We start from the raw sequence: 26895 nt of genomic DNA on the forward strand, positions 1-26895 counted from the left end.
AAAGCACTCAGGACATCGCGACGTCGAGCCGGCTTCCGTCCAGCGCCGCGAGTGATTTTAGGGTATGCAGGTAGAACTCTGGAACATAATGGAATGGTGACACTCCCCATTTGTGTGCGCTGTCCGAGACTAGCAGCCCCGGAGGATAATCGATTGCTCTAATTCCCTCGAATGAATCGATAAAGCCATACATCCGTGCCAACTGGATGTTTGCAGCCTGAATCTCGTCCTGCTTGGGAAGCTCCATGCCGCTTTCGTCGTGCGTCGCCCAGAAGACCCTGTTTAGGATGATCCTTTCTTCGCCCACTACCGATGCCAGACGCCTGAATCCCTCTCGCCAGCGTCTCATTCGCGTTGGATTTGCCAGCGGAACCCACTCCGCCCTGGGCGGAAGTTGAATTCCCGCTTTGAGCATTTCTGAGGATACCGTAACGAAAGAATCCCCGAACTCAGCAAGATCAAAGCGTTCATCAATGAGGTCCAGCAAGAGATAGTCATACTCCGTGGTACCTAGGACCGTGACGGCGGTGCGTCGCAGGTCGGCGGCGACCATTCTCCGCTGAAACTCGCTGGTGATGCCACTGAGGTCGGCTTCTCCCACAGTAACATCACAGGAACGACCAAACGCGCTCGCTATCGATGAGCGGGCAAGATAGTCGTGGGGTTTCGTATCACCGAGAAAGGCGTCCCTCGAGACACAACTCCCGAAGACGAAAATGCGCTTGCAATCATCCTCTTCGGACTCGAAGGCCAACTCTCCGCTGAAGGCCAATTGGTCGAGCCCATCCCGCATGAAGGCCACGATCTTATCAATTGGTTTACTTTTCTCGGTCCTGAAGTAGGCCTGCCTGCTTGGTGTATACCAATGCGTCCTGATGCGTTCCCCGCGGCTATAGGCATAGAACGCATAGCTTGCTCCCGGGTACCTGGCGCCATCCGGAAGCATAACCGAAGCAACGATACCGCCGTATGCCGATGCGACCTCCACGTTGAGCGACGCCATGGACCCTCGCGCCGCGTTGAACGGCGCAAGCTCACGTTTCCGCACCGCGATGACCTGCTCCGAAATCGAAGACTCGAACAAACTGCCAGGCATGAAATCTCGCCCACACATCGCCCCAACCAATGTCTTGATCAGTTCAATGGAAGGAATAGCATGTCCCTTCCCCCAACTTCCAAAGAAGACCGCCCAATGGTCGTTCCTGGTCAAGTACAGATCGGGTTCGACGGGCGCGAGTCCATGTCCTGCAATGAAGGGGGCAGCATGGGCCTTCACATGCCAGTCACTGGAGTTCTGGAGATAGAGCATCCGCCTAGGTCCAGGCATTGCATCTGGCGCGGTGACGGAAGCGCGGACTCCCACCTTTGCTAGCGACTCCGCTGTCACGGCATCTGCGCCCCGTTCGCCCACGAGGTCGGGAAAAGCCGCTTTCAGATACGTGTCGACACTTCGGCGCGAATACTTGAGGAAATCGGTCTGTGGATTCCAGACCAACACGGAAGCCTTTTCTCCCAGTCGCATGCCGAGATTGATCGCAGCAAAGCCACCACCACTACCTCCGATCAACAGCAGTTCCATGCCGAAGGAATCCGACAGGTGAACAAGTATTTCCGTCAGCTCATCCTGCAGCCGTTGCCATTGGTTACCTGCATACCACGCCAGTCCCAGATCTTCGTCCAGAGACACGGTTGGGTCAGCAATGCAGATGCATGGTCTGCCCAGCTGCCTTGACACCGAAAGGCCCGAAAAGAAAGGAGGCGTCTTTTCAGCTCTTCCGCTCACTGCACCCGCGAAGAATACGGGAAGTACCTCACCTTCTTTGAAACCTGCCTCGCAACCATGGATGAGCAATTGGATCGGACATCCGGATGTCTGGATGACGTGAAGGCCAACGGACTGCTTTCCTGCCGCTATGAAGTCCTGTGGCGCTCGCCAAATGCTCGGCTCGCCACTGACCCATGGCCGATAGTTGGGCGCCTGAAGGGCGGGGAGTATTGCGCCAGCGGTCTTGCTCATCGGTCTGACTGGCAGGTGCCATCCGGCTCAAGCATCAGTACGAATACCCTAGGTTTGGTTTCCGTCATGCTCCAATCGAAAAAACCCAATTCAGCCTCCACTCCATCCATCCTGGTTCGTGCCATCCGTGGGCCAACCTCCGACGTAATATCCCTGACACCGGCCCCCTCTACCGAAGCGCATCGTAAAGGCCAAGAATTCGTATGTTTTAGCGCTTCTGAAGGATTGTAGACAATGATCGCCCTGCTACCTTGGCGCAAATTGCCTTTCGCCGGACTCACGCCATGTTGCGGTCCATAGCCAAGTGCACGGAACGAAAAATAGTCGTCGACATACACTGGGACTCCCGGGAAGCGTTCCCGGGCATTGGATACGGCGGCCTGGAATGCACGGAACTCACGCGCGCGATAGATGTCGCCGGCTCGCTCCGCAGGAAACACTATCTGTTGGGCGACCAGTCCAACGAGCGCTGCCATCGCCATTGAGCGCAAAATCCCACTCGACCCCAGCCAGGGGGATACGGCCCGCGCCAGCACGATGCAAAACAACACCGCCGCGGGTGCGTAATAGCGGATCTGGATGGGAATGCCGACGTACTCGCGCAAGGAAATACTACCAAACGTCAGAAACAACAGTACCCAGAGCGCAGACAAGGATACGATGCCATCAACCGAACAGATAAATCGCGAGATCGATCGATGCCGCCAGATCAGCAGCAAGATTGACGCGAAGTATATGGGAGCCACCGGCCATAATGCCCTGAATTGTCCATAAGCATAGTTAAGTCGCTCTATCGGCATGGTTCCTTGGTATGACATGAACTTGGCTGCCTCCTGGACCACGTTCATATTCTTTGCAACAGTAAAACGAATCAATGGATCACCAAAGACCCCGTACGAGAGCAGTAGGTCTCCCAACAGTACGCAGGCCACTCCTCCAATCCCCCAACCCAGATGACGGAAAGCGGCCTGCAGTGGCATGCCACGAATCGTCCAGAGCGCGTACGCGGCGACCGGCAGGAAAAACGCTAGTGCAGCCTCTTTCGTCACATAACACAGTGCCGCAAAAGATGATGCGAGAAACAAGCTCCATCCTCCGGATGAAACCCCTAGTCGCATGCATTTGTACCAGTACGCAAACAGCAGCACTGCCACGACGAACATGATGGACAACATGTTGTCCGGGAGAACGGCTCCGGCAAAGAAGAAAAGGACGGGATTTGCCACCACGAGGATTGACGACAGCAAGGCTTCGCGCTTGTTATAGACCCTTGCTGCGAGGAAATAGACAACCAGCGCAAGCACTACGAAAACGAAAACGAAACCAAAAACTGCTTTCTGAGGCTCGTTCCCGGAGAGCTCCAGCATGACACGCAGCGGCACCGAGATCGTATATCGCGCAGCCCCGAGTAACGCGTAGTAAGGCGCCTGGGCAAAGCCCGCGGCGCCATTTATGTATGCCAGATCGTCCGAGCCAAACAAGCCCGTGAAGTAATACAACGAAATCAAGGCGCCGCCGATGATCACCAGCAACAGTGCATAAAAGTTGTCGGTTTGACCAATTTTTCCGGCGGTGCGCATGTCTTACTGCTCCTTCGCCACGTCTTCCCAAACGAAATAAATAGTTCCCTGTGCCTCTGGCGGCAACTTCAGCGCCGGATCCTTATTGATGTCGGCGGTCATACGCCCAATCTTGGAATTCTGTGCGACATACCGAATCGCTCCATTGCGCTCAACCGGCTCTTTGACGACTAGTCCGCGTGCTTTCAAATCGGCCGACAGCAAATCTCCGATGGCATCGTCGGTAGCCTTATACTCTACGATGACGATGTGGCGGGAACGCCCCTCAGAGAGCGGCTCTTCCCGCTTCGAACGCAAGCGTGTTTCGAATGTTGGCACGTAGCCGCCCAGGAGCGTGTAGTCCACTCCTGCCGCCGGACCAGTGACTGCCGGTGTAGCCGCAGCATCAACTGCCGGTACCGCCGTCTTGTCCTGTTCGGACTTCTTCTCCCCGCACGCAACCAGCACCAGGGCGGCCGCCGAGAACAACATGACGCGAAGTTTCATTTCAATCTCCTGAAAGCATGATGGGTGGAAGGATACCCGCCGGCCTCTGTGGCCGGACAGCCGGGCATTCCTATCGGTGCAACGAAATCAGTGCCACTTCTCGCCGAATGGTGGAATCGAAGCCGCTCTGGCCGCGAACCCGCCTGGCTGCATTCGACGACAGCCGTTCGAACTGCGTCGGATCCTGGACTACCTGGAGGATTCCCTGCGCCATGGCGCGCCAGTCCTCTCCGGGTGCGAGAATCCCGCAAGTCTCGTCGACAAACTCGGGAATAGCGGTTACCGCATTGGTCACCGGAACCAGACCAGACGCCATTGCTTCATCACGGGATACACCCTGTGAATCCATCCGGGTGGGGGCAAGGAAGATACCGTACTGCTTGTGGAGCTCTGCAATCTCCCCTTGGCTCAGGAACCTTCGCTCGATGCGCACGTTCCGCATCTCCAACAGAGGCTGAAGTGTTTCGTCGAACAGAGCGCCATCGCCTAGTATGTGGAAGCTCATTTGCTCAAATACCGGGTGCTTGCTCAATTCGACAATCGCATTTACAGAAAGATCGTTCGCGTATTTGGCTGAGGCGAACGGTCTGATGCTCAGAACCTTGAATCGCTGCTCAGGGTCCTTTCTCTCGTAGGAGAAAAGTTCCTCGTCAATATAGTTATGGATAATCTCGTACCGCGATACGTCCAGCTTGATTCCAACGTCCTCCATAACCTCGTTGGCGAAATATTGGGAAACGAATACGAAGCCAAGGAGAGGACTTGTCTCAGAAAACACCTCCCGCCACAACCGCATGCGCGCATCACTTGCAATGACGGCCTTGGCCTTTTCTTCCTCGGTTCGGTAGTTGAACTCGCGTCTATGCCAAGGCTGTACCTCGGCTCCATGGATCCAGACGATGACCCGGATCTTGTCAACGAAGTCCTTAATGACCGACCACATCCCCTCATCGAGGAAGTGCACGAGGACGGACTCTACCCCTCCAGATTCAAGCAGGGAACGTAACATCTCCCTGTCGGCATACCTGACGTCCACGCCTTCGAACTCGTGGGACATGGCCTGCCTCTCCGAGAGACAGACTACATCCACGTCCAGTCCCAAGTCGCGATACCCGACCACTCGCCTGTGAACAAAGCCATTTCGATACAGATTGTCATATGAAGGATAGTGGTTGGTAAGCACCAGCGTCTTTCGTCTGACCACCATCGCGCCGATGTCGGCCGGCAAGTGCTCCATGTAGAGAGCTCGGATCACACCCTCTCCCGCTCCCTTGACACGCAGGCCGAATCGAACCGCCTCGGAACCTGCCGGCACCATCACTGTATGATTGCGTCCTGCCGCCACCATCTGCACCCCGGTACGCTCGCCCCCCTTTCCGAGGAAGACCACGGCGAGCTCCATCCCGACATTCGTGCTCACATCCAGATTGAACCGGAGCTCCTCGTGGGACCACCAGTCAAGCGGGAGCGGCTGCATATACAGGTAGAGATGCTTGTCATGCGCGAGCGTCGATACCACCCGGATACCTGCATCGGGGTCAAAACCAGCAGTTACAGCCCCGTTTCCGTGATTCCCGAACAGCTGGGCAAGCCGTTCACCATCAATGCGCGGGAGTGCGACATCTGGTTGGAAAGCAGCAGCCGGAATGCTCTCTGCCTGACGGAGAATCTCCACCAGAGGGATGCCACCGTCTATCTCTGGCAGGCAAACTACACCATCCAGGTTGTTCGCCGATGCGCCACGGAGGTAGTGGAACTCATCAACGGCAAGAGCACGTCCGTGGTACGCACCTCGCTCGATAGAATCCACGAAATTCTTGAGATCGCCCTGGATCAAATCGCTCGCAAGCACGGAGCACCGGATGTCTATCGCATCAAGGTAACTGTACTGCCCGCCTTCCTTGTTCAGCGCCACGCCAGCTTCCATCACCTCGAAATAGGTTCCCTTCCCGATCGCCCTCGTATCAGAGTAAACGAGCGCCAGCATCATGTCGGTCAGGTAGTGATCGCCATAGGAATCATCAAGCGACACCCCTGCCAGCATGGCTTTTGGCCACTTCTGCGAAGGGTTCACCTTGACGCAGGATTCATAGCCAAGTACCGAGACATCCGCGGAACGCGGCAGATCGCCAGCACGAAGTCCTTCGGAAGCGACGAGCACAAGGTGTTTTTCGGGCCACGATTGTCGAAGGAAATTTGCGCGCGCCTGCTCCACGTCGGCCAGCGAGGAAACCCTCGCGACCATGACGGCGAGGGGCTTATCGACACCGGGATGATGCTCGTCAACCTTTGAGAGAACGTACTCAAGCCGATGCTGATAGGTATGTTCCATCATGATCTTGCGTAAACCGGATAAGCGGAATCGTCGATACGCCAGATCATCGTCCAACAACGGCTTGAGGCGTTCTAGCATCTGCCCGCCGTTGTCTGTGGTGAACACGAGGTCGCCAAACATCAGTCTGAGACCGAGGGAGAAATTGCTTATCGTCGCTGTATTGCAGCCGAGCAGATCGAATACGCGGCGCGCGAACATCGATTGCGACTGCTTCACGGAATTCAAGTTGATGTTGTAACGATATCCCTTGTACGCTCGGTCAATCTGATCAAACGCAAGCCCTCCCTTGATCAGGGGCTGATAATCGGCCGGAAATTTGTAGGCAGGATCGTCTTTACCATGATTGCGGTCATAGATATGTATCTCGGTCTCCTCCCGGAGCACTCCAATGAACGTATCCAGATCCCTCTGGCGCTCTGGAAACCTCGCGTAATACGCCCCGGCGAAACAGAACGCATCTTGCCTCTCATACTGCTCGACGGGATTGTGCGTCACTGGCTGGCAAGCAAATGGCAACAGATAGACGCGATCATGGCCAAGGTTGGCCTTGTACCGGGAGATACAATCAATATCGGTCGTGAATACATGATCAAAGCGGCTTGCCGTCGCGATGAAGCCCTCAAAATGGACTGGATCTTCCTTGTTCCAGAATATGGTAGGAATTCTCCGGATTCGACACCAGTCAATGATGTCCCTTAGCTCATCCGAGCAATGGCTTATCTTGCCCTTCCAGGCATCATTCTTCCCGCGCCACGCGGATTCGATGAAAAGAATGTCCGGCGAATGGTTCTCAAGCTCTTCTCTCCAGTTGGAGGGGGTCAACTGAAGCACGTTGCAGCAGTGCTGATAGGACGAATAGGTGAATTCGTCCATGATCGCAGCCATCCTTATTCCGGATAGATTTTTTGGCAGGGACGGCAGCCGCGCTGTGCGCACACTGGCATCCGATGGAATACTTGCGGATGGAACACCTGTTCCAATTTCCGTCAGTGCTGGAGAGATGGGAGAGTTCTCCAAATAGCTCAGTGCTTCCGATCGAAGTGCCCCAATCTGTGATCTGTAGCCGACATCGACAATCTGACGGGGAGAGGCACCGCTGCGCCTTGCGCTTGCCTCACGAGCCAAGCGCAGTAGCGTGCCAGGCAGCTTGATGGCCTTGGATGGCGAGGTGGCCGCACGCAGCAAGCTGTTCCCAAGCTGCAGCGAAAGTGAGTTCGCCAACACCTCTTGAGCCTCCAGAGCGTGAATTGCTCGACCCAATGCCGAAGACAACCGGCCGATCACTTGATCCCCGACAACCTTTTGCTTTGCCGCATCATCCAGCTTTTGAGTGAGGCCAGCGAGCGTCGCTTTTACGATTTCCAACTGTTTGCCTTGCGCGACCTCACTATTCTTGGCGTCAGCCAGTCTCCGTAACTCGGTATCCAGGCGTGTCTGTAGTTCCGCTGCCCGCGACTGACTTTCCAGCAGTTGTTCGTTCAAACGCTGGAGACTTTGCGCATGGCCCTCGAAATGCATCGCAACTCGTTCCATCCATGCATCGTTACGCTTGGCCAGTTCCATCCCTTGCCGCTCAACCAGCGATTGGAATGAATCAGACATCGCAGTGAGCATCACCATGAATTCCCTGCGTGCATCCGCCGCATCGGCCGTCAGGCCCCGCAGCTCTTCCCTTAGCTCGTTCTCGCTCGCCATTTGTAGATCTTTCAGTTCCTTTACGACGTCGGCCCTTTGTCCATCAGAGTATTGTCTTCCTTCACGGCTCAGCCGTTCCGAATACCTGTCGGACCTCCTAATTTCCCCTTGCAGTCTCCTGATTTCTCGTTGCAGCAGGATGATCTCTTCGAAGCCATGCTCCGTCAGTCTCCCTTTCTCTTCCTCTGTTCTCGCGGGGAGGAATAGATAGGTGTCCGTTGCGTTGTAGCAGGCTGTCGGCAGATAACCCATTTCCGCCATGAACGAGCTGATGGCCATGCGCTGGCTGGCCGTTGCAGCCTCGCAGACCACCCAAGGTCGGTCCTTGAGCAAGGTTTTCCTCGCGCCCTGCAGGACGTCCAAGTCCATTCCCTCGACATCGACCTTGAGGAGGGAAACTTTCTCTTCTAGGTTCAGTTCATCAATCGAGACCACATCGATTTCGCCATCCGAGCCCAAGGCCAAGCTGGTGCCACCGATATTGGTCGGATCGAACGATGCAACGCGGGCCTTCGCGCTGGCTCTACCGAGGCCTGACTTCCTTGGGCTGACCAGGTGCTGCACCTCATTGAGGGCAATGTTTTTCTGCAGGAGATTGAATGTCTCCTCGATCGGTTCAAAAGCGAGGACGCGGCAACCTACGCACTTGGCGAAGAAAATCGAGTGGTTCCCGATGTTCGCACCAGCATCCACGACCAGATCGCCCGGCGCCAGGAGGGCTGCCAGAGACAACAGCATTTCCTCCTCATAGAAAGCATTGCCGTCGATGATCGACTTGGCGATATGGTCTTCCCGGCTGGAGAAAACGAACTCGATTTCCTTGCCGGCATGGACAAACTTGAAATAGCCGTCGCTCATGGTTGGTTTCCCCGACCGGCCTGTTTCGACATATGCCCTCCCACCATCGCTCAGGCGCGCCAGAAACCGACCGGGTCAATAGTAATCGCGTTCTTTCCTGGGCGTAGCCCACGGAAGGTCGTATGCGGCACCAACATCACCGCGAGATCGGCACCTGTCAGAGCATCGTCGACTTTGCCGAGGATCAGATCTCCTACCGGCTCTCCGGAGTGTGCGAGCGCGTCGATATAGGGGTCGACGCCGATCACCTGGCCGGGGAAGCGTTCAGACAGGTCCCTTGCAATGGTCAGCGCCGGACTTTCTCTGAAATCATCGACATCCGCCTTGTAAGTCAAGCCCAGGCATACGATCCTGCCACCAGGACGATCCTGCATGGCCTCAACAACCTGCTGAACCACATATGCGGGCTTCGCATCATTCACTTCACGCGCAGTACGGATGATGCGCGATTGTTCGGGTGCACCGGCAACGATGAACCAGGGATCGACCGCGATGCAGTGTCCGCCCACTCCGGGACCTGGATTCAATATATTGACCCGAGGGTGATGGTTGGCCAATTGAATGACCTTCCACACATCCAGCCCCAGCCGTCCGCAGATCATCGACAGTTCGTTGGCAAATGCGATGTTGACGTCGCGGAAGGAATTTTCGGTCAATTTGCAGAGTTCTGCGGTTCTGTCGTCACTAGGTAGGCAGTCCCCCTTGACGAAACTCGAGTAGAGCGTGGTTGCCTTTTTTGTGCATGCAGCGGTCATCCCGCCGATGATCCTGTCGTTCTCGACCAGTTCGACAAGCATCCGCCCGGGGATGATTCGTTCCGGGCAATAGGCGAGATGTACATCAGGTGACGCTTGCCCATCAAGCGGAAAGCTCAGGTCTGGACGCATCTCCGCTAGCAGTTGTGCAACCAGGCGTGTGGTGCCCACAGGTGACGTGGATTCCAGAACGATGAGGTCACCCTTCTTCAACACCGGTCCGATGGAACGGGCGGCGGCTTCCACATATGACGTATCCGGTACGTGGCTGTCGTGATCAACCGGCGTGGGCACGGCGATGATGAAACTGTCAGCGGCTTCGGGAACTCCTGTCGCACGCAGCCTGCCGCTGGTTACACAGCGGTGGACCAGTTCGGACAGTCCCGTTTCCTCAATGTGGGGTGAGCCCGCATTCACGGCGTCGACGGCCCGTTGTGAGACATCGATTCCGATGACCGAGTGACCTGCCGAAGCAAACATTGCAGCGGTCGGCAAGCCAATGTATCCAAGGCCAATAACGGAGATTACACCGAGTTCCCCATTGTTCGCGCTCATACCGTTATTTCCTTTGTTATCCATTTTCATGCCCCGCGCATATATTGCTGGGGGTCTTCGGCACGCGACGCCACTGCGTAAATGCACTGCAACTGGGCAAGCAGCCTGTGTGCGACAGATTTCCAGGAAAACTCGTCAATTTTCATTTTGTCCCGCATAGCCATCAGTTCCGCTCCCTCTTCTCGCTCGTAGTTGCCGAGGAAATCCAAAATGGCCTCCCGCCTGTTGGGAAGGCTCCAACCGGAACCTGTTTGCATAACGATTTTCCCGGACTCGTCCTCTTCGGAGCCTCCTATGTGGAGGATTGGCCGGCCTGCCCCAAGATATTCGAACAGTTTACCCGGAACTTGAATTGGATCGGCATTCGCGAGATTTACCAGCAGATCGCACTCGCGCTGCGCCTGGATCGCCGCCGCATGCGGAACGAAACCCAATAAACGTATTGAGTCCGGGTACTTGCGCGCAGCTTCCAACAATTCCATAGGGGGATTGATACTAGCCACGCTCAATCTTGTTCCATTCGCACGCACTACTGCGGAGATAAGCTCATCTGGCTTGCGGAAACTGTAGAAACTTCCAGCATAGAACAACTCAAGCCTGTTCCTGTCGAAGACGACCACCTTGCATCCAGACGGCGCCGCTTGAACTCCGGCGTACCCCTGGGTCGCTACCAAGAATTTTTCTGGAGAAACCCCATGTCTCTGGACAAGGACATCCCTTGCCCCTGCGGCAGTGAGGGTGATCAGATCCGCGCGCTCGCATACCATCCTCTCAAGCGACTCGGCATGCTCTCTCCATCGTATGGGTGTGTACGGAGAAAGTACGGGATCCCCCAGATCAGCAATCCAGCGATACCCCCGACGCTTGGCGAGGATGCCGAGCGGAAGGGAATTCGCGGGTTCGTGCGATGTCACTACGAAATCCGGCTGGAATCTTGCGAGCAACCGCAACAACTTCCAGCGGGCCCATGGCCACCATTCGGCCCGGATGTCAGGGTACATCCAAAGCTCCGCAAGGACCCTTGGCAAGTCCGCGAGGCTGCCCCCCACCCGCAGGTCCAGCCCGCAGCGCCCCGCCCATCCCGCCAGTCCGGGACCGATTCGAAGGGCCGCCTCCATGGAGCGCCTCAACTTGCCTTTCCAGTTGAGCACGACAGGCTGTAACGTCACCGGGTCTGACGTCGTCCCCGGGTCGGTGCATGCGCCATCGGCACTGCTTCGATTCAGGGCCTGGCGGCGACGCATCCGCCACGTCCGCCAGGCCGAAAATGGACCCGGCCATACCCGGTGCACGTGCACGTCGGCATGTGGCACCGGCAATCCCCCTCCCCCGCCATATCCTTCAACATCGGGGGCGAGCACGTGGACTTCGTGTCCCGCCTCAGCCAGTTCGTTGGCCAGATAAGCCCATCGGAGCGACTGTGGGGAAGGAATCGGTGGAAAATCGTAGGCGACAAGAAGAAATCGCATAGGCAGAAATCAGGAAGAGGCCTCTACCTTGGCATGCAGGATCTTCTCGTACTCCCGCAGGGCGGGCCGTATGTCACCAAAGTATTGGATTTTCCCCCGCTCAAGTAGAAGCCCCTTGTTGCAAACCTCTTTCATGAGCTGGAAGTTGTGGCTCGCAAGGATGACCACCTTCGCGCCATCCACTCGGCCCAGCATCCGGTCCTTTGCTTTCGTGATGAACGCGGCATCACCCGCGCCGATCCATTCGTCCATTACCATGATGTCGTGCTGAACCGCCGTGGCGATGGCAAAACCTAATCGCATCCGCTGTCCGGACGATAGGGTCTTGAGCCGGTCATTGGCCTTTTCGGCAAGCTCGGCAAACTCAAGTACTGGCACCACAAGATCCATCAACTGGGAGGTACGCATTCCCATCGCGGTTCCCCGCAGATAGATGTTCTCCTTGAGCGTTGCTTCATTGTTGAAGCCAAGCGAAATGTTCAACAACGCCTGTCGACTTCCGGTCATGTCCAGCCAACCCCGGGTTGGCTGATACGCGCCTGCCAGGATGCGCAGGAGGGTCGATTTGCCCGCTCCGTTGCGCCCCACTATTCCGATGCGATCCCCTTCGTTCGCCTCGAAGTTGATGTCATCGAGTATGGTCCTGAACTCTCTTTTCGGTGGTTCGAACGCGGCTCGGACCAGCATCGACAGCCAGGACCCGGGGGAGCTGTCCTTCTGACGGAAGACGGGAAGTTCCAGCGAAACATGACGGGCAGCAAGAAAAGCCATCGGAACCCTCACATCCACAGCGGAACGAAACGCGCGTAGCGGCGATATAGATAGGCGGTCATCGCCAGTCCGACGATCGTCAAACCTGCAACATAAAACAAGGTCGTCGTTTCCAGCGACTCGCCAAGCAGGGGCGCCCTGACTAGCTCAATCAGGTGATACAGCGGGTTGATTCGCATGAAGACTCCATGCACGGTACCAGGCGGGGCCGCGCTCGCACTCCAGAGAATCGGGGTGAGGATGAAGCCAAAAATGAAAACGCTGGTCATCAGCTCATGGATGTCGGGGAACCTCGCGCCCAACAGTGCGATGGCAATACCCATCCACATCGCGTTCAGAATCAATACGACAAGAGCCGGCAGCGAAATCGCCAGGCCCCACAGTTCCAGTCGCGGGGACACCAAAAGGGCAACGATCAAAACCGGCGCCGCCACGGAGAGGTAAAAGAGTCCCTTGGCCACCACCCTGAAAACGAAATCCGTCAGTCGTGCGTGTCCATCCAGTATGAAACTGGAGTTCGCGGGCAGGACCAATGATGATTCAGTGATTATCGTCATCAGAAACCGGAACAGCAGATAGCCCACGCCCAGATGGGGAATGAATTCGAGGGGCGACAGGCCTTGCAGCTTGGCGAAGTAATAGCCCACTCCAAGGACGTAGATCAGGGGCGGAATCAGCAGCCAGACGAGACCCAATCGCGAACGCCGATATTTGGTCACGATATCCAGCCAGGTGGAATAGGCCCAGAATTCGGGCTCCCGCAGGCTGCCAAGCACATCCCTGACAAGCGAACTCAAAGTCCCACCTCCAGGCTGTTCCTCAGGTCATCAACGGCCTCGATCCCGACACTCAACCGGACAAGTCCATCCGAGATGCCCAGCGTATTCCGACGATCTGGAGGAATCGAAGCATGTGTCATCACTGCCGGATGGTTGACGAGACTTTCGACGCCACCAAGCGATTCGGCCAAGGTAAACAAGCCACTGTTCTCACACAGTCTGCGCGCGGCCTCGAAACCGCCTTTCATCACGATGGAAATGATTCCGCCGTAGCCCTGCATTTGGCGCGAGGCAAGACCGTGATGCGGATGGTCCTTGAGACCAGGATAGATGACCCGTTCAATCGCAACCTGGCCTTGCAGCCATTCGGCCAGCGCCATGGCATTCTCGCAATGCGCCTTCATGCGCAGATGCAGGGTCTTCAGGCCACGCAGTGCCAGGAAGCTGTCGAACGGTCCCTGTACCGCGCCGATGGAGTTCTGCAGGAACGCCATCTGCTCGGCGAGCGCGTTGTCGTCTCCAACCACGGCGATGCCACCGACCATGTCCGAGTGGCCATTGAGATACTTGGTGGCAGAATGCATGACGATGTGCGCGCCGAGTTGCAACGGACGTTGCAGGATCGGCGAGGCGAAGGTGTTGTCCACGACCACGATCAGGCCGTGCTTGCGGGCGGCCTCGGCGATCGCCTGGATGTCGACGATCTTGAGCATCGGGTTGGTCGGGGTTTCGATCCAGACCATCCGGGTGTTCGGGCGAACCGCCGCTTCGAACGCGGCGGGATCAGTCAGGTCGACGAAACTGAATTCCAGTCCTGCGCTGCGCTTGCGCACGCGCTCGAACAACCGATAGCTGCCGCCATAGATATCGTCCATGGCGATCACATGGCTGCCGCTGTCCAACAGTTCCAGCACCGTGGAGGTGGCGGCCATGCCGGAGGCGAAAGCGAAACCGCGGGTACCGCCTTCAAGCGCGGCCACGCAGCGCTCGTAAGCGAACCGGGTGGGATTGTGGGTCCGTGAGTACTCGAAGCCCTGGTGCACGCCCGGGCTGGCCTGGGCGTAGGTCGAGGTGGCGTAGATCGGGGGCATGACCGCCCCGGTGCTCGGATCGGGAGCCTGTCCGCCATGGATGGCCAGCGTGCCGAGGGCGTAGGAGGCTTCTCCCCCGCCATTGGGCTTGGAGTCCGACATAGTTGTTCCTTTCAAACCGACCGCGAATTCTAGCAGTCGCGGCTTAACGTACCGTCCTTTTCACGCGGTTCCGGGACCCCGGGCGGTTACTGCGCCCGGCGCCTCAGGTAGTTCAGCAAATCGATCCGGGTAATCAGGCCCAGGAAGGCGTCGCCATCGGTGATGATGGCGACCTGGCCGCGGTCGAACACCGGCAGCAGGGCCTCGATGGGGGAACGGACGTCCAGGCGATCCAGCTTGCTGACCATGGCGGTGGACACAGGGTCGCGGAACCGGGCCTCGTCGCCGTAGACGTGCAGCAGCACGTCGCTTTCATCGACGATGCCCACCAGTTTGTCGCCTTCCATGACCGGCAGCTGGGACACGTCATACAGCTTCATCCGCTGGTAGGCGGTGGTGAGCAGGTCGGTGGGGCTGACCACCACGGTGTCCCGCTGGCTGTAGGGGCGCAGGATCAGGTCGCGCAGGTCGCCGTACTGGGGGCGTTCGATGAAGCCGTTGTCCAGCATCCAGTAGTCGTTGTACATCTTGGACAGGTACTTGTTGCCGGTGTCCGGCACCAGCACCACGACGCGCTTGGGCGTGGTCTGCTCGCGGCAGTATTTCAGGGCCGCGGCCAGCAGGGTGCCGGTGGAGGAGCCGCCGAGGATGCCCTCCTTCGCCAGCAGCTCGCGCGCGGTCAGGAAGCTCTCCTTATCGCTGATCGAATAGGCCTTCTTCACCCGGCTGAAATCGGAAATCTGCGGCAGGAAATCCTCGCCGATGCCTTCCACCAGCCAGGTACCGGACTTCTCGCTGAGGGTGCCTTCGTTGATGTACTGGGTCAGGATGGAACCGACCGGGTCGGCCAGCACCATCTCCACGCCCGGGGCATCCTTGGCGAACGCGCGCGACAGGCCGGTCATGGTGCCGGAACTGCCGCAGCCGAACACGAGCGCGTCCAGCTTCCCGTCCATCTGGGCCAGGATTTCCGGGCCGGTGCCGAATTCGTGCGCGGCCGGATTGTCGGGATTGCCGAACTGGTTGATGAAGTAGGCGCCCGGCGTCTCGCTGGCGATACGGGCGGCCAGGTCCTGGTAGTACTCCGGATGGCCCTTGGCCACGTCCGAGCGGGTCAGCACGACTTCCGCGCCCATCGCCTTGAGATTGAAGATTTTTTCCCGGCTCATCTTGTCCGGAACGACGAGGATCAGCTTGTAGCCCTTCTGCTGGGCGACCAGCGCCAGGCCGATGCCGGTGTTGCCGGCGGTGCCTTCGACCAGGGTGGCGCCGGGCTTCAGATCGCCGCGCTTTTCGGCGGCCTCGATCATCGAAAGGCCGATGCGATCCTTGATGGACCCGCCGGGGTTGGCGCTTTCCAGCTTGAGGAACAGCTCGCAGACGCCGGTGTCCAGGCGCTGGGCCTTGATCATCGGCGTGTTGCCGATCAGCTGGAGAACGGAAGATTGAATCGCCATTGCGGACTCGCGCTCACGGATCGTGATGGAGCCCGGATTATCGCATCGAGTGACGCGGGCGGCGACGGCCGACGAGGAGGCCGCCGCCGCCCGCGACGATGGAGCGGGTCGTGGGTCAGTGCGGCTTCGCGTCGTAGATGCGGATCAGCCGTTCCTTGGTCGCGAGCTTCTCGCGCTTCATCTGTCCCAGCAGATTGTCGTCGATGGGCAGCACGCCCAGCTCGGCATCGGTGACCTTCTTGTCCAGTTCGCGATGGCGCTGGTACAGCTGCTTGAATTCCGGGTCGGCCTTGATCAGTGCGTCGATTTCAGTCTGCGGTTGACCTTCGAACATGGGGAGTACCTCCTTCAGCGGAAAAACGAACGCCCCGGCCTGGGCAGGCTCGGGGCGTTGGCTTGGGAGCGGAACGTCGAAGCGGGATGGCGGGCGCCTCCACCGGGAACACCCGCACGGACCTGGCCGTCGGGGGCGTTCTCCTCTGGGGCTTTGAACAACGTCATCGGCTCGACTCTCCGGTGAGCCAAGCGACGGGGGTCGCTTGGGTATATGACCCTACTCCTCGTCCCCGGACCCGACAAGCCCCTTCACAAGTCCTTGATCCGACAAGGCAAGAACGGCAAACGAGGCGTTCAGACTGTTCGTCCGGAACGCCCCGTTTTTCGTGCAGGTCTTTGTTTTTAAAAACAAAACTACTGCGTGACCACGATCTCCGCCGCCTTGCTGCTGGAACCATTGCCCTTGCCGGCGGCCTGGATCCGCCCCTTGGACACGCCCGCCGCGACCAGGGCATCGCGCAAGGCGTCGGCGCGGCGCTGGCCGGGGGTCTGCTTGTCGCCGAAACCCTCGATCCGGGCCTTGGCCTTGGGACTGGCCTGCAGGTAGGCGGCCAACGCGGACGCGCTGGATTGGCCCGCCTCCGACAGCTTGGCCGAGCCGCCGGCGAACGCGCTCGCCGGCAGGGTGAAGACTTCGCCGCGCGCCTCGAACTTCGAAGCCGGCAGCTTGGTCCCGGACACCAGTTCGGCCTCCTCGCGGGCCAGCCGCGCTTCCTTCTGCCGGGCGGCACTGAGCTTGGCGCTCTGCTGCCCGGCCACGCTGGTCAGCGCCAGCTCGGCGTCCTGGCGGGCCAGGGTTTCGGCTTCGGCGGCCTGGCGCAGGCGCTCGGCTTCCTCGGCCTGGATCTGCGCCTGGATGCGCATCCGCTCGACTTCCTGCCGGGCGCGTTCGGCCTCGCGCCGGCTGGCTTCCACCAGCAGCTCGCTGCGGGTGCGATCGAGGCGTCCGACTTCGCGCTGCGCGGCCTGGGTGCGGGTGGCGATCTCGGCGATTTCCACCCGCCGCTCGGCGACGTACTGGGCCCGCTCGCGGACACTGCGCCGCGCTTCGGCCAGTTCACTGATGGCCTGCTGGGCCTGCAGGCGTTCGAAGGCCGCCAATTCAGCGTATTCGGGATTGGCGCGCAATGCCGCCAGGCGCTGGCCGAGTTGGATGACGACGGGATTGTCCCCTGCCAGCAATGCGCCGGCCGGCAGCGACAGCAGCAGGACCAGCAGGCCCGCGCGACCGAGATTGCGGTTCATTGGCCGCCCTCCATGCCGAGCTTGCGCTGGAGATCCGCGATTTCGGCGCGTCGCTGCTGCAGGTCGGCGTTCGCCACCGCCTCCAGGCTCAGCGCGCGCGCCACGTCGGCATCGGCCGCCGCACGGATGGCCAGGTCCAGGGCCACCTTCTTGTCGCGGCTGCTCTGCGCGGCCTGGGCCTGGGCGAGCAACTGGCGCGCGATGGCCATGCGGTCCGGGGCGTACTGATCGGCGTCGGCCTGATCCGCGCGCTCCACGGCCTGGCGCGCCGTTTCCAGTTCCGGCGTGGTCGCGGTCTGGGCCCGGATCGGGAATGCCGACCCGCCGGCGACCGTGAGTGCGGCCACCATCACATACAGGGGCAAGCGGATTTGTGCGAAGCTACGAATCATCTGGGTGCCGTGACGTATCAGGGGATCGCGCGGCCATTGTCGGAAGCCTGCGCCCCCGTTGCAACGGTGGGCCGCCACAAATGGGGATGCTCGCACATGGACATCGGCTATTTCCTGAAGCTGATGACCGAGAAAAACGCCTCGGACATGTTCCTGACCACCGGGGCGCCGGTCTATATCAAGATTGAGGGAAAGCTTTATCCGCTGGGCAATACCGGCCTGCCGCCCGGCATGGTCAAGAAGATTGCCTACTCGCTGATGGACGAGGGCCAGGTGCCCGTGTTCGAGCGCGAGCTGGAACTGAACATGGCCATCGCCCTGCAGGATGCGGGGCGTTTCCGCGTCAACGTGTTCAAGCAGCGCGGCGAGGTCGGCATGGTGATCCGCGCCATCCGCAGCGTGATCCCGTCCATCGAGGACCTGCACCTGCCGCCGGTGCTCAAGGACATCATCATGACCCCGCGCGGGCTGGTCCTGATCGTGGGTTCCACCGGCTCGGGCAAATCGACCACGCTGGCGTCGATGATCGACCACCGCAACAGCAACACCACCGGGCACATCCTCACCATCGAGGATCCCATCGAGTACCTGCACAAGCACAAGCAATCGATCGTCAACCAGCGCGAGGTCGGCCTGGATACCCATGCCTTCCACAATGCGCTGAAGAACGCGATGCGCGAGGCGCCGGACGTGATCCTCATCGGCGAGATCCTCGACGCCACCACCATGGAGGCGGCCATCGCCTTCGCCGAAACCGGTCACCTGTGCCTGGCGACCCTGCACTCCAACAACGCCGACCAGACCATCGAGCGCATCCTCAATTTCTTCCCGGAGAGCGCGCACAAGAACGTGCTGATGAACCTGGCGCTGAACCTGCGCGCGGTGGTGTCGCAACGCCTGGTCAAGGGCGTGGACGGGCGCCGCCTGCCGGCCGCGGAAGTGCTGATCAACACGCCGATGATCCGCGACCTGCTGCGCCGCGGCCAGGTCCACGAGATCAAGCAGGCGATGGAGGAATCGCTGGAGGAAGGCATGGAGACCTTCGACCAGTGCCTGTTCCGTATGGCGAAGGACGGCGAGATCGAGCAGGAGGAGGCGCTGCGCGCCGCGGATTCGCGCGATGGCCTGGCGTTGAAGTTCCGCCTCTCGGAGGGTAGCCAGGGCGAGCACGATCCCTACGCGGACTACGAGAATTCCAATCCGGGCACCTCGTCCCCGCGCATCACCCACGGCTTCGGCTGACAGACGTAGAGCGGAGCTTGCTCCGCTACGCTCTGGCTCCACCACACCGATACGCGGCCGCCTCAGGGCTGTGCGTCGGGCTGCTTTTCCGGGCGCGCCAGGTCAAAGGCCGGTAGCGCGAGGCAGGCCTGTTCGATCCTGACCAGCGTCGGGAACGCCTCCATGTCCACGCCGAACCGGCGGGCATTGAAGATCTGCGGGATCAGGCAGCAATCGGCCATGCCCGGCGTCTGCCCATGGCAATAGGCGCCGGTCGCCGCATCCCCTGACAGCAGCGTCTCCATCGCGGAAAACCCTTCAAGGATCCAATGCTTGATCCAGTCGTCGCGCTCGGAATGCGGGACATGCCAGGTGTTCTCGAAGTACTGGAGCACGCGCAGGTTGTTGAGCGGATGGATGTCGCTGGTGACCATCTGCGCGAGCGCGCGCACCCGCGCCCGGTCGCGCGCGGTCATTGGCAGCAGTCGCGGGGACGGCCAGGCCTCGTCGAGGTATTCGAGGATCGCCAGCGACTGCCGGATCACCCGGGTCCCGTGCAGCAAGGTGGGTACCAGGTGCTGCGGATTCTTGGCGACGTAATCGGGATGATGCTGCTGCCCCCCTTCGCGGACCAGATGGACCGGAATCGTCTCGTAAGCCAGGCCCTTGAGGTTCAGGCCGATGCGCACGCGGTAGGCCGCGCTGGAACGCCAGTACGAATAGAGCTTCAGTTGCTCACCCATGGCGGAAACTCCGTTCCGTTTTGTTTTGCCTTCCCTGTTGCCGAACGCCCATGAGCCCCCCTACGCGACAGTCTGGTCCATTTGCGCTCTCCGGCCGGCTCAAGGCAAGGACTGGGGCTCGATGCGCTGCTCGATTGCGCCAAAAATGGAATCGCCGTCACTATTCAGCATTTCAATGCGAACCACGTCACCGAACTTCATGAACGGCGTGCTCGGCTTGCCGTCCCGCAGGGTCTCCACCGTGCGTCGCTCGGCGAAGCAGGACGCGCCCTTGGAGACGTCCTCGTTGGCGATCGTGCCCGAACCCACCAGGGTGCCGGCCGAGAGCGGGCGGGTCTTGGCGGCATGGGCAACCAGTTGGGCGAAGTCGAACTGCATGTCCACGCCGGCCTCCGGCGCGCCGAACCATTCGCCGTTGATATGGGTCAGCAGCGGGAGGTGCACCTTGTTGCCGCGCCACACGTCACCGAGTTCGTCGGGCGTGACGAACACCGGCGACAGCGCCGAACGCGGCTTGGACTGCAGGAAGCCGAAGCCCTTGGCCAGTTCCGGCGGAATCAGGTTGCGCAGCGATACATCGTTGACCAGGCCGATCAGCTGGATGTGTCCTGCCGCCTGCTCGGGAGTGACGGCCATCGGCACGTCGTCGGTGACCACGAGGATTTCCGCCTCCAGATCGATGCCGTAGTCCTCGCTGACCACCCGGACCGGATCGCGCGGGCCGTGGAAGCCGGCGCTGGTGGCCTGGTACATCAGCGGGTCGGTGTAGAAGCTTTCCGGCACTTCGGCGTTGCGGGCACGCCGCACCCGCTCGACATGCGGCAGGTAGGCGCTGCCGTCGACGAATTCGTACGCACGCGGCAGCGGCGCGGCCAGCGCCTTGTGATCCAGATCGAACACCCCGTCGGCGTCGCCATGGTTGAGTGACTCGGACAGGGCATTGAGGCGCGGCGCGACATTGGACCAGTCTTCCAGCGCCTGCTGCAGGGTCGCGGCGATGCCGGTCGCGCGCACGGCGCGGGCCAGGTCACGGGACACCACCACCAGCGTGCCGTCGCGGCCGCCTTCCTTCAAAGAACCCAGTTTCATCGCTCTGCGGACCTCTGCTGATTATGGTTTCAATTGTAACTACCCGCGCGCCACGCTGTCAGTCGCCCTGGAAGCCATCCGCGCGGAAAGTCAGTACCAGCGTATCGCGGTGACCCGCCTGCCCTTCAACGGGCTGGATGGGGGTGGATTCGTGGATCACCCGGGCATCATCCAGGAACATCAGTGACCAGGGCGCTTCCAGTGTGAAGCGCTGCCCGTCCGGGCCAGCCGCCTCGAACACCCGGGTTTCGCCGCCCTTGATGCCGACCCGATCCACCAGCATCACCGCCACGAAATCCACGCCGTCGCGATGGGCGCCCTCGGGCGTGGGGCGGCCGATGCCGTCGGTGGTGTCGATGCGGAACTGGTGGGCTTCGACATACCAGGCACGCGCGCCTTTCAGCTCGGAGCAGACCCGGCCCAGCGCCATGAGCAGATGCCGCCACAGCGGATGGCCAGCGGTTTCCGGCCGCATCGGCTCGAACCAGCGGCGCATGCCACCGTGCAGCGCGTTGTAGTCCAGCGACTGCCAATGCGCGCGATGTGGCGCCTGGCCCAACTCATCGCCCTCGACGACGAAACAGGAATGCCGCCGTCGCCGATAGCGTCCGCCGTCCTTCAGATACTCATCGACCGCCAGGTGGTCCCAGTCCGGCTTGAACACGTCCAGGGCGGGGACCGGAAAGCCGCACAGTTCGCCGACGGCGGCCGGCTCGAGCACGGCATAGCCGCGCTGGCGCATCTGCGGCAGCAGTTGCGCGGCGGGAATGAAGGGCGGCAGGAACGTCGCGACCATCACATGGTCCTCGGCAAAAGCAAAAACCCGCACGAGGCGGGCTTTTGCTGGATTCCGGTTCCCTGGCGAGGCCAGAGTGACCGGTCTTCGAATTGGCAGCCCCGGATGGATTCGAACCACCGAATGCCTGAGTCAGAGTCAGGTGCCTTACCGCTTGGCGACGGGGCTGTAAAACGTGTGGAGCGTAGTTTAGCGCTTCGAGAACTGGGTTGCACGACGTGCTTTGTGCAGACCGACCTTCTTGCGCTCGACCTCGCGGGCGTCGCGGGTCACGAAGCCGGCCTTGCGCAGCTCGGTCTTCAGGGTTTCGTCATACTCCACCAGCGCGCGGGCGATGCCCAGGCGGATGGCGCCGGCCTGGCCGGTGGTACCGCCGCCGGAAGCGGTGGCGACGATGTCGAAATTCTCGGTGTTCTTGGTCAGTTCCAGCGGCTGGCGCACGATCATGCGCGCGGTCTCACGGCCAAAGAACTCGTCCAGCGGACGGCCATTGACGGTGATGTTGCCGGTGCCCTTGCGCAGGAACACGCGGGCGGTGGAAGACTTGCGACGGCCGGTGCCGTAGTTCTGAGTGATAGCCATGATTAGATGTCCAGGACCTGCGGCTGCTGAGCGGCGTGCGGATGATTCGGGCCGGCGTAGACCTTGAGCTTGCGGTACATGTCGCGGCCCAGCGGGCCCTTCGGCAGCATGCCCTTCACGGCGGTCTCGATCACTCGCTCCGGATGACGTTCCAGCGCCTGCGCCAGGGTTTCCGTCTTCAGGTTGCCGATGTAGCCGGTGAAGCGGTGGTACTTCTTGTCCGCCAGCTTGTTGCCGGTCACCGCGATCTTCTCGGCGTTGATCACGACGAGGTAATCGCCGGTATCGACGTGCGGGGTGTAGACGGGCTTGTGCTTGCCACGCAGGCGGCGGGCCAGTTCGGTGGACAGACGGCCGAGCGTCTTGCCGGTGGCGTCGACGAGATACCAGTCGCGCTGGACGGTCTCGGACTTGGCGGTGAAGGTCTTCATGACGGAACTCTAGGTGTGGGTCGGGCGGATTGCGCCGGCGGGCGCCGACGGAACTTTGCCACGCGATGTGAAGGGTGGAGCGAAAGAAGCGGGATTGTACTGGTCGGTCGAGCGGCGTGCAAGTCGGCCCCCTGGCGGAATCCGGGCGGCGGCGCTCGCCGGGTTGGCAGGGGAAGCGTCGGGGGCGAGAATCCGTCCACCCCACTCGCCACTGCCCGTCCCATGCGTCCGCTCCGCCTGCACACCCCGCTGGACCAGTTCCTGATCGAGACCCAGCGCGCCCTGGAAACCGTGTTCGGCAGCCCGGCCGCGCAGCGCCCGAACCCGGCCGGGGACACCCCGGAGGTCGAACTGGACGCCGGCGAGCGCCGCCACGCGGCCGGACTGATGCGGATCAACCATGTCGGCGAGGTCTGCGCGCAGGGCCTGTACTTCGGCCAGGCGGCCGTCGCACGCGACGATGCGACGAAGGCCCACCTGCTGGAAGCCGCCCAGGAGGAGACCGACCACCTGGCCTGGTGCGCCGACCGCCTGCGCGAGCTGGACAGCCGGCCGAGCCTGTTCAATCCGCTCTGGTACGGCGGCAGCTACGCCCTGGGCGCGCTCGCGGGCCTGCGCGGCGACGGCTGGAGCCTGGGTTTCGTGGTGGAAACCGAACACCAGGTCGAAGCGCACCTGGACGAGCATCTGGAAACCCTGCCGGAGGCGGATCTGCGCAGCCGCGAGATCCTCAAGGTGATGAAGGCCGACGAGGCCCGCCACGCCGAGCACGCCGAACAGGCCGGCGCGCGGGTGTTGCCACCGCCGATTCCCACCCTGATGGCCGCCGCCTCGCGGTTCATGAAGACGGTCGCCTACCGCCTGTAGCTGGTCCGGAAAGCCATCTTTACGGCCCCACCGCCCCGCCCCCCGCTTCTTGCCCTTTCCTGAAGCGACAGGATCCGCCGGCACGTCCGTCCCGATCGGAGTCACGGCAAATGGGTCCCGGCCTTGCCCGGGACCACGGCGCATCGCCATGCGCCAGCCGGAAACGGCGATGGCGCCCGGGGCCACTTACCCGTTCGAGGTGAGCTTGAGCCCGGCGATGCCGGCGATGATCAGGCCGATGCAGACCAGCCGCGCCACCGTGGCCGGCTCCTTCAGCACCAGCATGCCGAGCAGGGCGGTGCCCACGGCGCCGATGCCCACCCAGATCGCGTAACCGGTACCGAGCGGGATCTGCTTGAGCGCCGTCGCCAGCAGCCAGAAGCTGGCCACCATCGCGACCACCGTGATCAGGCTCGGCCACAGCCGGCTGAAACCTTCCGAATACTTCAGGCCCATCGCCCATACCACTTCCAGCAGGCCGGCCAGCACCAGATATACCCACGCCATACGTCTTTCCTCCAGGTTGTACCCGGGCCGCCAACGAAAAAGCGGCCCGGAACTCTCGCTCCGGACCGCCGTCGGTCCTGCTTTCGCGGCCTGCGGGCCGCGGGCGGGTCGTCCCGCCTGATTTGCGCGCCAGTGTGAACCCGCGCGCCCGAACCGGATGTAACCGGCGCAGGCCCGCCGATTACTCGGACAGGTTGCGCCCGTGGAACAGTTCCTCGATCTCACGCTTGAGCAGCGCCTCGATCTTCATCCGTTCCTTGAACGACAGGTTCTTGGCCTTCTCTTCGAACAGGTACTGATCCAGGTCGAAGTCCTTCAGGTGCATCTTCGTGTGGAAGATGTTTTCCTGGTAGACGTTGACGTCGAACATCTCGTAGCGCGACTTGATGTTGTTCGCCAGGAAGTTCTGGATCGAGTTGATCTTGTGATCGATGTAGTGCTTCTTGCCCTTCACGTCGCGGGTGAAGCCACGCACCCGGTAGTCCATGATGACAATGTCGGACTCCAGACTCTCGATCAGGTAGTTCAGCGCCTTCAGCGGCGAAATCACGCCGCAGGTGGCGACGTCGATGTCGGCGCGGAACGTGGCGATGCCGTGCTGCGGATGGGTCTCCGGATAGGTGTGCACGGTGATGTGGCTCTTGTCCATGTGCGCCACCACCGCGTCGGAGATGATCTCCTTGCCTGCCTGCTTCTTGTCGATCACCGGTTCTTCGGAGATCAGGATCGTCACCGACGCACCCTGCGGGTCGTAGTCCTGGCGGGCCACGTTGAGGATGTTGGCACCGATGATCTCCGCCACATCCGTCAGGATCTGGGTGAGGCGATCGGCGTTGTACTCTTCGTCGATGTATTCGATGTAGCGCTGGCGCTCGTCTTCGGATACGGCGTAGCACACGTCATAGATGTTGAAGCTCAGCGCCTTGGTGAGGTTGTTGAAACCTTGCAGCCTGAGGCGAGGCAGTGGTTTTACCACGGCAGCGGTCCCTCTTTGGGGGTAATGGGGAAGGGGCGGAATTATGGGGCAAACGACGTGACAACGAAATGTCCGGGGCCGACGGCCGGCCGACGCGGGTTTGGCCCGGCGCTTGCATGGCCCGGGTTTGCCGTCCGGGGCGTATTGGGACTAAGCTTCCTGAATTCACCGCCCCGACCATCATGAGCCCTGGCCTGCCTCTTTCCGCCCCCGCTCGCACCGCCGCCAGCCCACTGACGCCGGATGCAGCCACGATCGAGCGTTTCCTCGCCCACAGCCATCGCCGGCGCTATCCCGCTCGGGCCGATGTGTTCCGCCCGGGGGATCCCGCCGGCACACTCTACTATGTGGTCAGCGGTTCCGTGAGCATCATCACGGAAGAAGATGACGACCGCGAGTTGGTGCTCGGCTATTTCGGCGGCGGCGAGTTCGTCGGCGAGATGGGCCTGTTCATCGAGTCCGACCGGCGGGAAGTCATCCTGCGGACCCGGACCCAGTGCGAACTGGCCGAGATCAGCTACGAGCGCCTGCACCAGTTGTTCCTGGGCTCGCTGTCGGCGGATGCGCCCAAGCTGCTCTACGCCATCGGCGCGCAGCTTTCGCGCCGGTTGCTGGATACCAGCAGGAAAGCCAGCCGGCTGGCCTTCCTGGACGTCACCGACCGCATCGTGCGCACCCTGCACGATCTGGCCCGCGAGCCGGAGGCGATGAGCCATCCGCAGGGTACCCAGCTGCGCGTGTCGCGCCAGGAACTGGCCCGTCTGGTGGGCTGCTCCCGCGAGATGGCTGGCCGCGTGCTGAAGAAGCTGCAGGCCGACGGCACGCTGCACGCGCGCGGCAAGACCGTGGTGCTGTACGGCACGCGCTGACGGGTCACATTGATTGCTCCGCCGGGTCCAGATGGACCCGGCCTCCCCGCCTCCGGTTATCCTGACCGCGCAAACCGGGCATTCCTGCCCCACGGGAAGCGCTGGATGGCGTTTGGAAGCGAGTTCTACTGGTTCATCCTCATCGGCCTGGGCGCGCAACTGGTGGATGGCGCGCTGGGCATGGCCTTCGGGCTGGTCTCCTCGTCGATCCTGCTGGGCATGGGCCTGCCGCCGGCGGCGGTGAGCGCGAGCGTCCACACGGCCGAGGTCTTCACCACGGGCGTCTCGGGCGCCTCGCATGCCTATTTCCGCAACATCGACAAGCGCCTGTTCTGGCGCCTGACCCTGTCCGGCGCGCTCGGCGGGGTGATTGGCGCCTACGTGCTCACCCGGCTGCCCGGCGAGGCCATCCGTCCCTTCGTCTACCTGTACCTGCTGTTGCTGTCGATCCTGATCCTGTTGCGCTCGTTCGGCCGCTTCATGCCGAAAAAGCAGATCCAGCGGGTGCCCGTGCTGGGCTTTTTCGCCGGACTGCTGGATGCCAGCGGCGGCGGCGGCTGGGGCCCGTTGGCGACCTCGACCCTGCTTGCCGGCGGCGGCAAGGCGCGCACCACCATCGGCACGGTCAACGCGGCCGAGTTCGTCATCACCCTCGCCGTTTCGCTGACCTTCTTCCTGACCATCGGCCTGCAGCACCTGGAAATCGTGCTGGGCCTGCTGATCGGCGGCGTGCTCGCCGCACCGCTGGCGGCCTATCTGGTGCGCCATGTGCCGGAGCGCGTCGTGCTGACCGTGGTGGGCGTGCTGGTCCTGTGCATCAGCCTGTACCACATCGGCGCGGCCTGGCTGTTCTGAGCGCTGGGCAAGCCGGGCCGCGCCCGCTAACGTATC

24 protein-coding genes and 1 tRNA gene are annotated in these 26895 nt (G+C 61.1%); 4 read left to right on the top strand and 21 right to left on the bottom strand.

Annotation, left to right across the window (positions count from 1 at the left end; genetic code table 11):
• Positions 1 to 7: 7 nt before the first annotated feature.
• The 13 genes from IQ458_RS13770 to IQ458_RS13830 form a co-directional block, all read right to left on the bottom strand.
• Positions 8 to 2017, bottom strand: a complete 2010-nt coding sequence (locus tag IQ458_RS13770; RefSeq protein WP_203323181.1) for a DUF6270 domain-containing protein — start codon at positions 2015 to 2017, stop codon at positions 8 to 10.
• Complete coding sequence (locus IQ458_RS13775) at positions 2014 to 3597, bottom strand: glycosyltransferase family 39 protein (protein WP_203323182.1); 1584 nt, start codon at positions 3595 to 3597, stop codon at positions 2014 to 2016. Before IQ458_RS13775 ends, IQ458_RS13770 begins: the two co-directional genes overlap by 4 nt.
• A 3-nt stretch (positions 3598 to 3600) precedes the next feature.
• Positions 3601 to 4083, bottom strand: a complete 483-nt coding sequence (locus IQ458_RS13780; protein WP_203323183.1) for a hypothetical protein — start codon at positions 4081 to 4083, stop codon at positions 3601 to 3603.
• Between the two features lie 70 nt (positions 4084 to 4153).
• The gene (locus IQ458_RS13785) at positions 4154 to 8971 is read right to left on the bottom strand and encodes an FkbM family methyltransferase (protein WP_203323184.1); all 4818 of its coding nucleotides are present in this window, start codon (positions 8969 to 8971) and stop codon (positions 4154 to 4156) included.
• Positions 8972 to 9021: 50 nt separating this feature from the next.
• Complete coding sequence (wecC, locus tag IQ458_RS13790; RefSeq protein WP_235996854.1) at positions 9022 to 10311, bottom strand: UDP-N-acetyl-D-mannosamine dehydrogenase; 1290 nt, start codon at positions 10309 to 10311, stop codon at positions 9022 to 9024.
• Positions 10308 to 11282, bottom strand: coding sequence for a glycosyltransferase (locus IQ458_RS13795; protein ID WP_328805186.1), 975 nt, complete (start codon positions 11280 to 11282; stop codon positions 10308 to 10310). Before IQ458_RS13795 ends, wecC begins: the two co-directional genes overlap by 4 nt.
• 477 nt (positions 11283 to 11759) lie before the next feature.
• The gene (locus IQ458_RS13800; RefSeq protein ID WP_203323186.1) at positions 11760 to 12521 is read right to left on the bottom strand and encodes an ABC transporter ATP-binding protein; all 762 of its coding nucleotides are present in this window, start codon (positions 12519 to 12521) and stop codon (positions 11760 to 11762) included.
• A gap of 8 nt (positions 12522 to 12529) precedes the next feature.
• The gene (locus IQ458_RS13805; protein WP_203323187.1) at positions 12530 to 13318 is read right to left on the bottom strand and encodes an ABC transporter permease; all 789 of its coding nucleotides are present in this window, start codon (positions 13316 to 13318) and stop codon (positions 12530 to 12532) included.
• On the bottom strand, positions 13315 to 14493 hold the full coding sequence (locus tag IQ458_RS13810; protein ID WP_203323188.1) for a cystathionine gamma-synthase: 1179 nt from the start codon (positions 14491 to 14493) through the stop codon (positions 13315 to 13317). The genes IQ458_RS13805 and IQ458_RS13810 overlap by 4 nt, the downstream gene beginning before the upstream one ends.
• A gap of 86 nt (positions 14494 to 14579) precedes the next feature.
• Complete coding sequence (locus tag IQ458_RS13815; protein WP_183639151.1) at positions 14580 to 15950, bottom strand: pyridoxal-phosphate dependent enzyme; 1371 nt, start codon at positions 15948 to 15950, stop codon at positions 14580 to 14582.
• A 115-nt stretch (positions 15951 to 16065) separates the two neighbouring features.
• On the bottom strand, positions 16066 to 16284 hold the full coding sequence (locus IQ458_RS13820) for an HP1242/YdcH family protein (protein WP_183639152.1): 219 nt from the start codon (positions 16282 to 16284) through the stop codon (positions 16066 to 16068).
• Positions 16285 to 16640: 356 nt separating this feature from the next.
• The gene (locus IQ458_RS13825) at positions 16641 to 17531 is read right to left on the bottom strand and encodes an OmpA family protein (protein WP_203323189.1); all 891 of its coding nucleotides are present in this window, start codon (positions 17529 to 17531) and stop codon (positions 16641 to 16643) included.
• The gene (locus tag IQ458_RS13830) at positions 17528 to 17923 is read right to left on the bottom strand and encodes a DUF4398 domain-containing protein (protein WP_203323190.1); all 396 of its coding nucleotides are present in this window, start codon (positions 17921 to 17923) and stop codon (positions 17528 to 17530) included. The genes IQ458_RS13825 and IQ458_RS13830 overlap by 4 nt, the downstream gene beginning before the upstream one ends.
• A gap of 96 nt (positions 17924 to 18019) precedes the next feature.
• Between IQ458_RS13830 and IQ458_RS13835 the strand changes: the two genes are divergently transcribed.
• A complete protein-coding gene (locus IQ458_RS13835; RefSeq protein ID WP_183639157.1) occupies positions 18020 to 19165 on the top strand; it encodes a PilT/PilU family type 4a pilus ATPase in 1146 nt (381 codons plus the stop codon).
• Between the two features lie 62 nt (positions 19166 to 19227).
• Here IQ458_RS13835 and maiA read toward each other — a convergent pair whose 3' ends face one another.
• The 6 genes from maiA to rplM form a co-directional block, all read right to left on the bottom strand.
• The gene (gene maiA / locus IQ458_RS13840; RefSeq protein ID WP_141455574.1) at positions 19228 to 19887 is read right to left on the bottom strand and encodes a maleylacetoacetate isomerase; all 660 of its coding nucleotides are present in this window, start codon (positions 19885 to 19887) and stop codon (positions 19228 to 19230) included.
• A gap of 99 nt (positions 19888 to 19986) precedes the next feature.
• The gene (locus IQ458_RS13845) at positions 19987 to 20976 is read right to left on the bottom strand and encodes a fumarylacetoacetate hydrolase family protein (protein ID WP_183639159.1); all 990 of its coding nucleotides are present in this window, start codon (positions 20974 to 20976) and stop codon (positions 19987 to 19989) included.
• A gap of 58 nt (positions 20977 to 21034) precedes the next feature.
• Positions 21035 to 21772, bottom strand: a complete 738-nt coding sequence (locus IQ458_RS13850) for a 2OG-Fe dioxygenase family protein (protein ID WP_203323191.1) — start codon at positions 21770 to 21772, stop codon at positions 21035 to 21037.
• Positions 21773 to 21865: 93 nt separating this feature from the next.
• Positions 21866 to 21940, bottom strand: a tRNA-Gln gene (locus IQ458_RS13855).
• Positions 21941 to 21961: 21 nt separating this feature from the next.
• A complete protein-coding gene (gene rpsI / locus IQ458_RS13860) occupies positions 21962 to 22354 on the bottom strand; it encodes a 30S ribosomal protein S9 (protein ID WP_141455571.1) in 393 nt (130 codons plus the stop codon).
• A 2-nt stretch (positions 22355 to 22356) separates the two neighbouring features.
• Positions 22357 to 22785: a 50S ribosomal protein L13 gene (gene rplM / locus IQ458_RS13865; RefSeq protein WP_141455570.1), complete on the bottom strand. Its 429-nt coding sequence runs from the start codon at positions 22783 to 22785 to the stop codon at positions 22357 to 22359.
• A gap of 222 nt (positions 22786 to 23007) precedes the next feature.
• Here rplM and coq7 point away from each other — a divergent pair, with 222 nt between their 5' ends.
• Positions 23008 to 23652 (top strand): 2-polyprenyl-3-methyl-6-methoxy-1,4-benzoquinone monooxygenase, encoded by a 645-nt coding sequence (coq7, locus tag IQ458_RS13870; protein WP_192197981.1) that lies wholly within the window; start codon positions 23008 to 23010, stop codon positions 23650 to 23652.
• Between the two features lie 186 nt (positions 23653 to 23838).
• Here coq7 and sugE read toward each other — a convergent pair whose 3' ends face one another.
• Both sugE and speD read right to left on the bottom strand, forming a co-directional pair.
• Complete coding sequence (gene sugE / locus IQ458_RS13875; RefSeq protein WP_183639165.1) at positions 23839 to 24159, bottom strand: quaternary ammonium compound efflux SMR transporter SugE; 321 nt, start codon at positions 24157 to 24159, stop codon at positions 23839 to 23841.
• Positions 24160 to 24340: 181 nt separating this feature from the next.
• On the bottom strand, positions 24341 to 25135 hold the full coding sequence (speD, locus tag IQ458_RS13880; RefSeq protein ID WP_141455567.1) for an adenosylmethionine decarboxylase: 795 nt from the start codon (positions 25133 to 25135) through the stop codon (positions 24341 to 24343).
• Between the two features lie 182 nt (positions 25136 to 25317).
• Between speD and crp the strand changes: the two genes are divergently transcribed.
• Positions 25318 to 26004 (top strand): cAMP-activated global transcriptional regulator CRP, encoded by a 687-nt coding sequence (crp, locus tag IQ458_RS13885; RefSeq protein ID WP_141455566.1) that lies wholly within the window; start codon positions 25318 to 25320, stop codon positions 26002 to 26004.
• A gap of 105 nt (positions 26005 to 26109) precedes the next feature.
• Positions 26110 to 26859 (top strand): sulfite exporter TauE/SafE family protein, encoded by a 750-nt coding sequence (locus tag IQ458_RS13890; protein WP_183639167.1) that lies wholly within the window; start codon positions 26110 to 26112, stop codon positions 26857 to 26859.
• Positions 26860 to 26895 lie beyond the last annotated feature (36 nt).

Origin of the sequence: Pseudoxanthomonas beigongshangi, from assembly GCF_016820515.1 — a bacterium.
GTDB lineage: Bacteria > Pseudomonadota > Gammaproteobacteria > Xanthomonadales > Xanthomonadaceae > Pseudoxanthomonas_A > Pseudoxanthomonas_A beigongshangi.

Excerpts from the sequence above, each read along its gene's own strand:
- IQ458_RS13785 (WP_203323184.1), bottom strand. The coding sequence starts at position 8,971 with ATGAGCGACGGCTATTTCAAGTTTGTCCATGCCGGCAAGGAAATCGAG.
- IQ458_RS13825 (WP_203323189.1), bottom strand. The coding sequence starts at position 17,531 with ATGAACCGCAATCTCGGTCGCGCGGGCCTGCTGGTCCTGCTGCTGTCG.
- IQ458_RS13775 (WP_203323182.1), bottom strand. The coding sequence starts at position 3,597 with ATGCGCACCGCCGGAAAAATTGGTCAAACCGACAACTTTTATGCACTG.
- rpsI (WP_141455571.1), bottom strand. The coding sequence starts at position 22,354 with ATGGCTATCACTCAGAACTACGGCACCGGCCGTCGCAAGTCTTCCACC.
- IQ458_RS13830 (WP_203323190.1), bottom strand. The coding sequence starts at position 17,923 with ATGATTCGTAGCTTCGCACAAATCCGCTTGCCCCTGTATGTGATGGTG.
- crp (WP_141455566.1), top strand. The coding sequence starts at position 25,318 with ATGAGCCCTGGCCTGCCTCTTTCCGCCCCCGCTCGCACCGCCGCCAGC.
- IQ458_RS13770 (WP_203323181.1), bottom strand. The coding sequence starts at position 2,017 with ATGAGCAAGACCGCTGGCGCAATACTCCCCGCCCTTCAGGCGCCCAAC.
- IQ458_RS13810 (WP_203323188.1), bottom strand. The coding sequence starts at position 14,493 with ATGTCGGACTCCAAGCCCAATGGCGGGGGAGAAGCCTCCTACGCCCTC.
- IQ458_RS13850 (WP_203323191.1), bottom strand. The coding sequence starts at position 21,772 with ATGGTCGCGACGTTCCTGCCGCCCTTCATTCCCGCCGCGCAACTGCTG.
- IQ458_RS13835 (WP_183639157.1), top strand. The coding sequence starts at position 18,020 with ATGGACATCGGCTATTTCCTGAAGCTGATGACCGAGAAAAACGCCTCG.
- IQ458_RS13780 (WP_203323183.1), bottom strand. The coding sequence starts at position 4,083 with ATGAAACTTCGCGTCATGTTGTTCTCGGCGGCCGCCCTGGTGCTGGTT.
- coq7 (WP_192197981.1), top strand. The coding sequence starts at position 23,008 with ATGCGTCCGCTCCGCCTGCACACCCCGCTGGACCAGTTCCTGATCGAG.
- maiA (WP_141455574.1), bottom strand. The coding sequence starts at position 19,887 with ATGGGTGAGCAACTGAAGCTCTATTCGTACTGGCGTTCCAGCGCGGCC.
- sugE (WP_183639165.1), bottom strand. The coding sequence starts at position 24,159 with ATGGCGTGGGTATATCTGGTGCTGGCCGGCCTGCTGGAAGTGGTATGG.
- IQ458_RS13795 (WP_328805186.1), bottom strand. The coding sequence starts at position 11,282 with ATGTACCCTGACATCCGGGCCGAATGGTGGCCATGGGCCCGCTGGAAG.
- IQ458_RS13845 (WP_183639159.1), bottom strand. The coding sequence starts at position 20,976 with ATGAAACTGGGTTCTTTGAAGGAAGGCGGCCGCGACGGCACGCTGGTG.
- IQ458_RS13820 (WP_183639152.1), bottom strand. The coding sequence starts at position 16,284 with ATGTTCGAAGGTCAACCGCAGACTGAAATCGACGCACTGATCAAGGCC.
- IQ458_RS13815 (WP_183639151.1), bottom strand. The coding sequence starts at position 15,950 with ATGGCGATTCAATCTTCCGTTCTCCAGCTGATCGGCAACACGCCGATG.
- IQ458_RS13890 (WP_183639167.1), top strand. The coding sequence starts at position 26,110 with ATGGCGTTTGGAAGCGAGTTCTACTGGTTCATCCTCATCGGCCTGGGC.
- wecC (WP_235996854.1), bottom strand. The coding sequence starts at position 10,311 with ATGAAAATGGATAACAAAGGAAATAACGGTATGAGCGCGAACAATGGG.
- rplM (WP_141455570.1), bottom strand. The coding sequence starts at position 22,785 with ATGAAGACCTTCACCGCCAAGTCCGAGACCGTCCAGCGCGACTGGTAT.
- IQ458_RS13800 (WP_203323186.1), bottom strand. The coding sequence starts at position 12,521 with ATGGCTTTTCTTGCTGCCCGTCATGTTTCGCTGGAACTTCCCGTCTTC.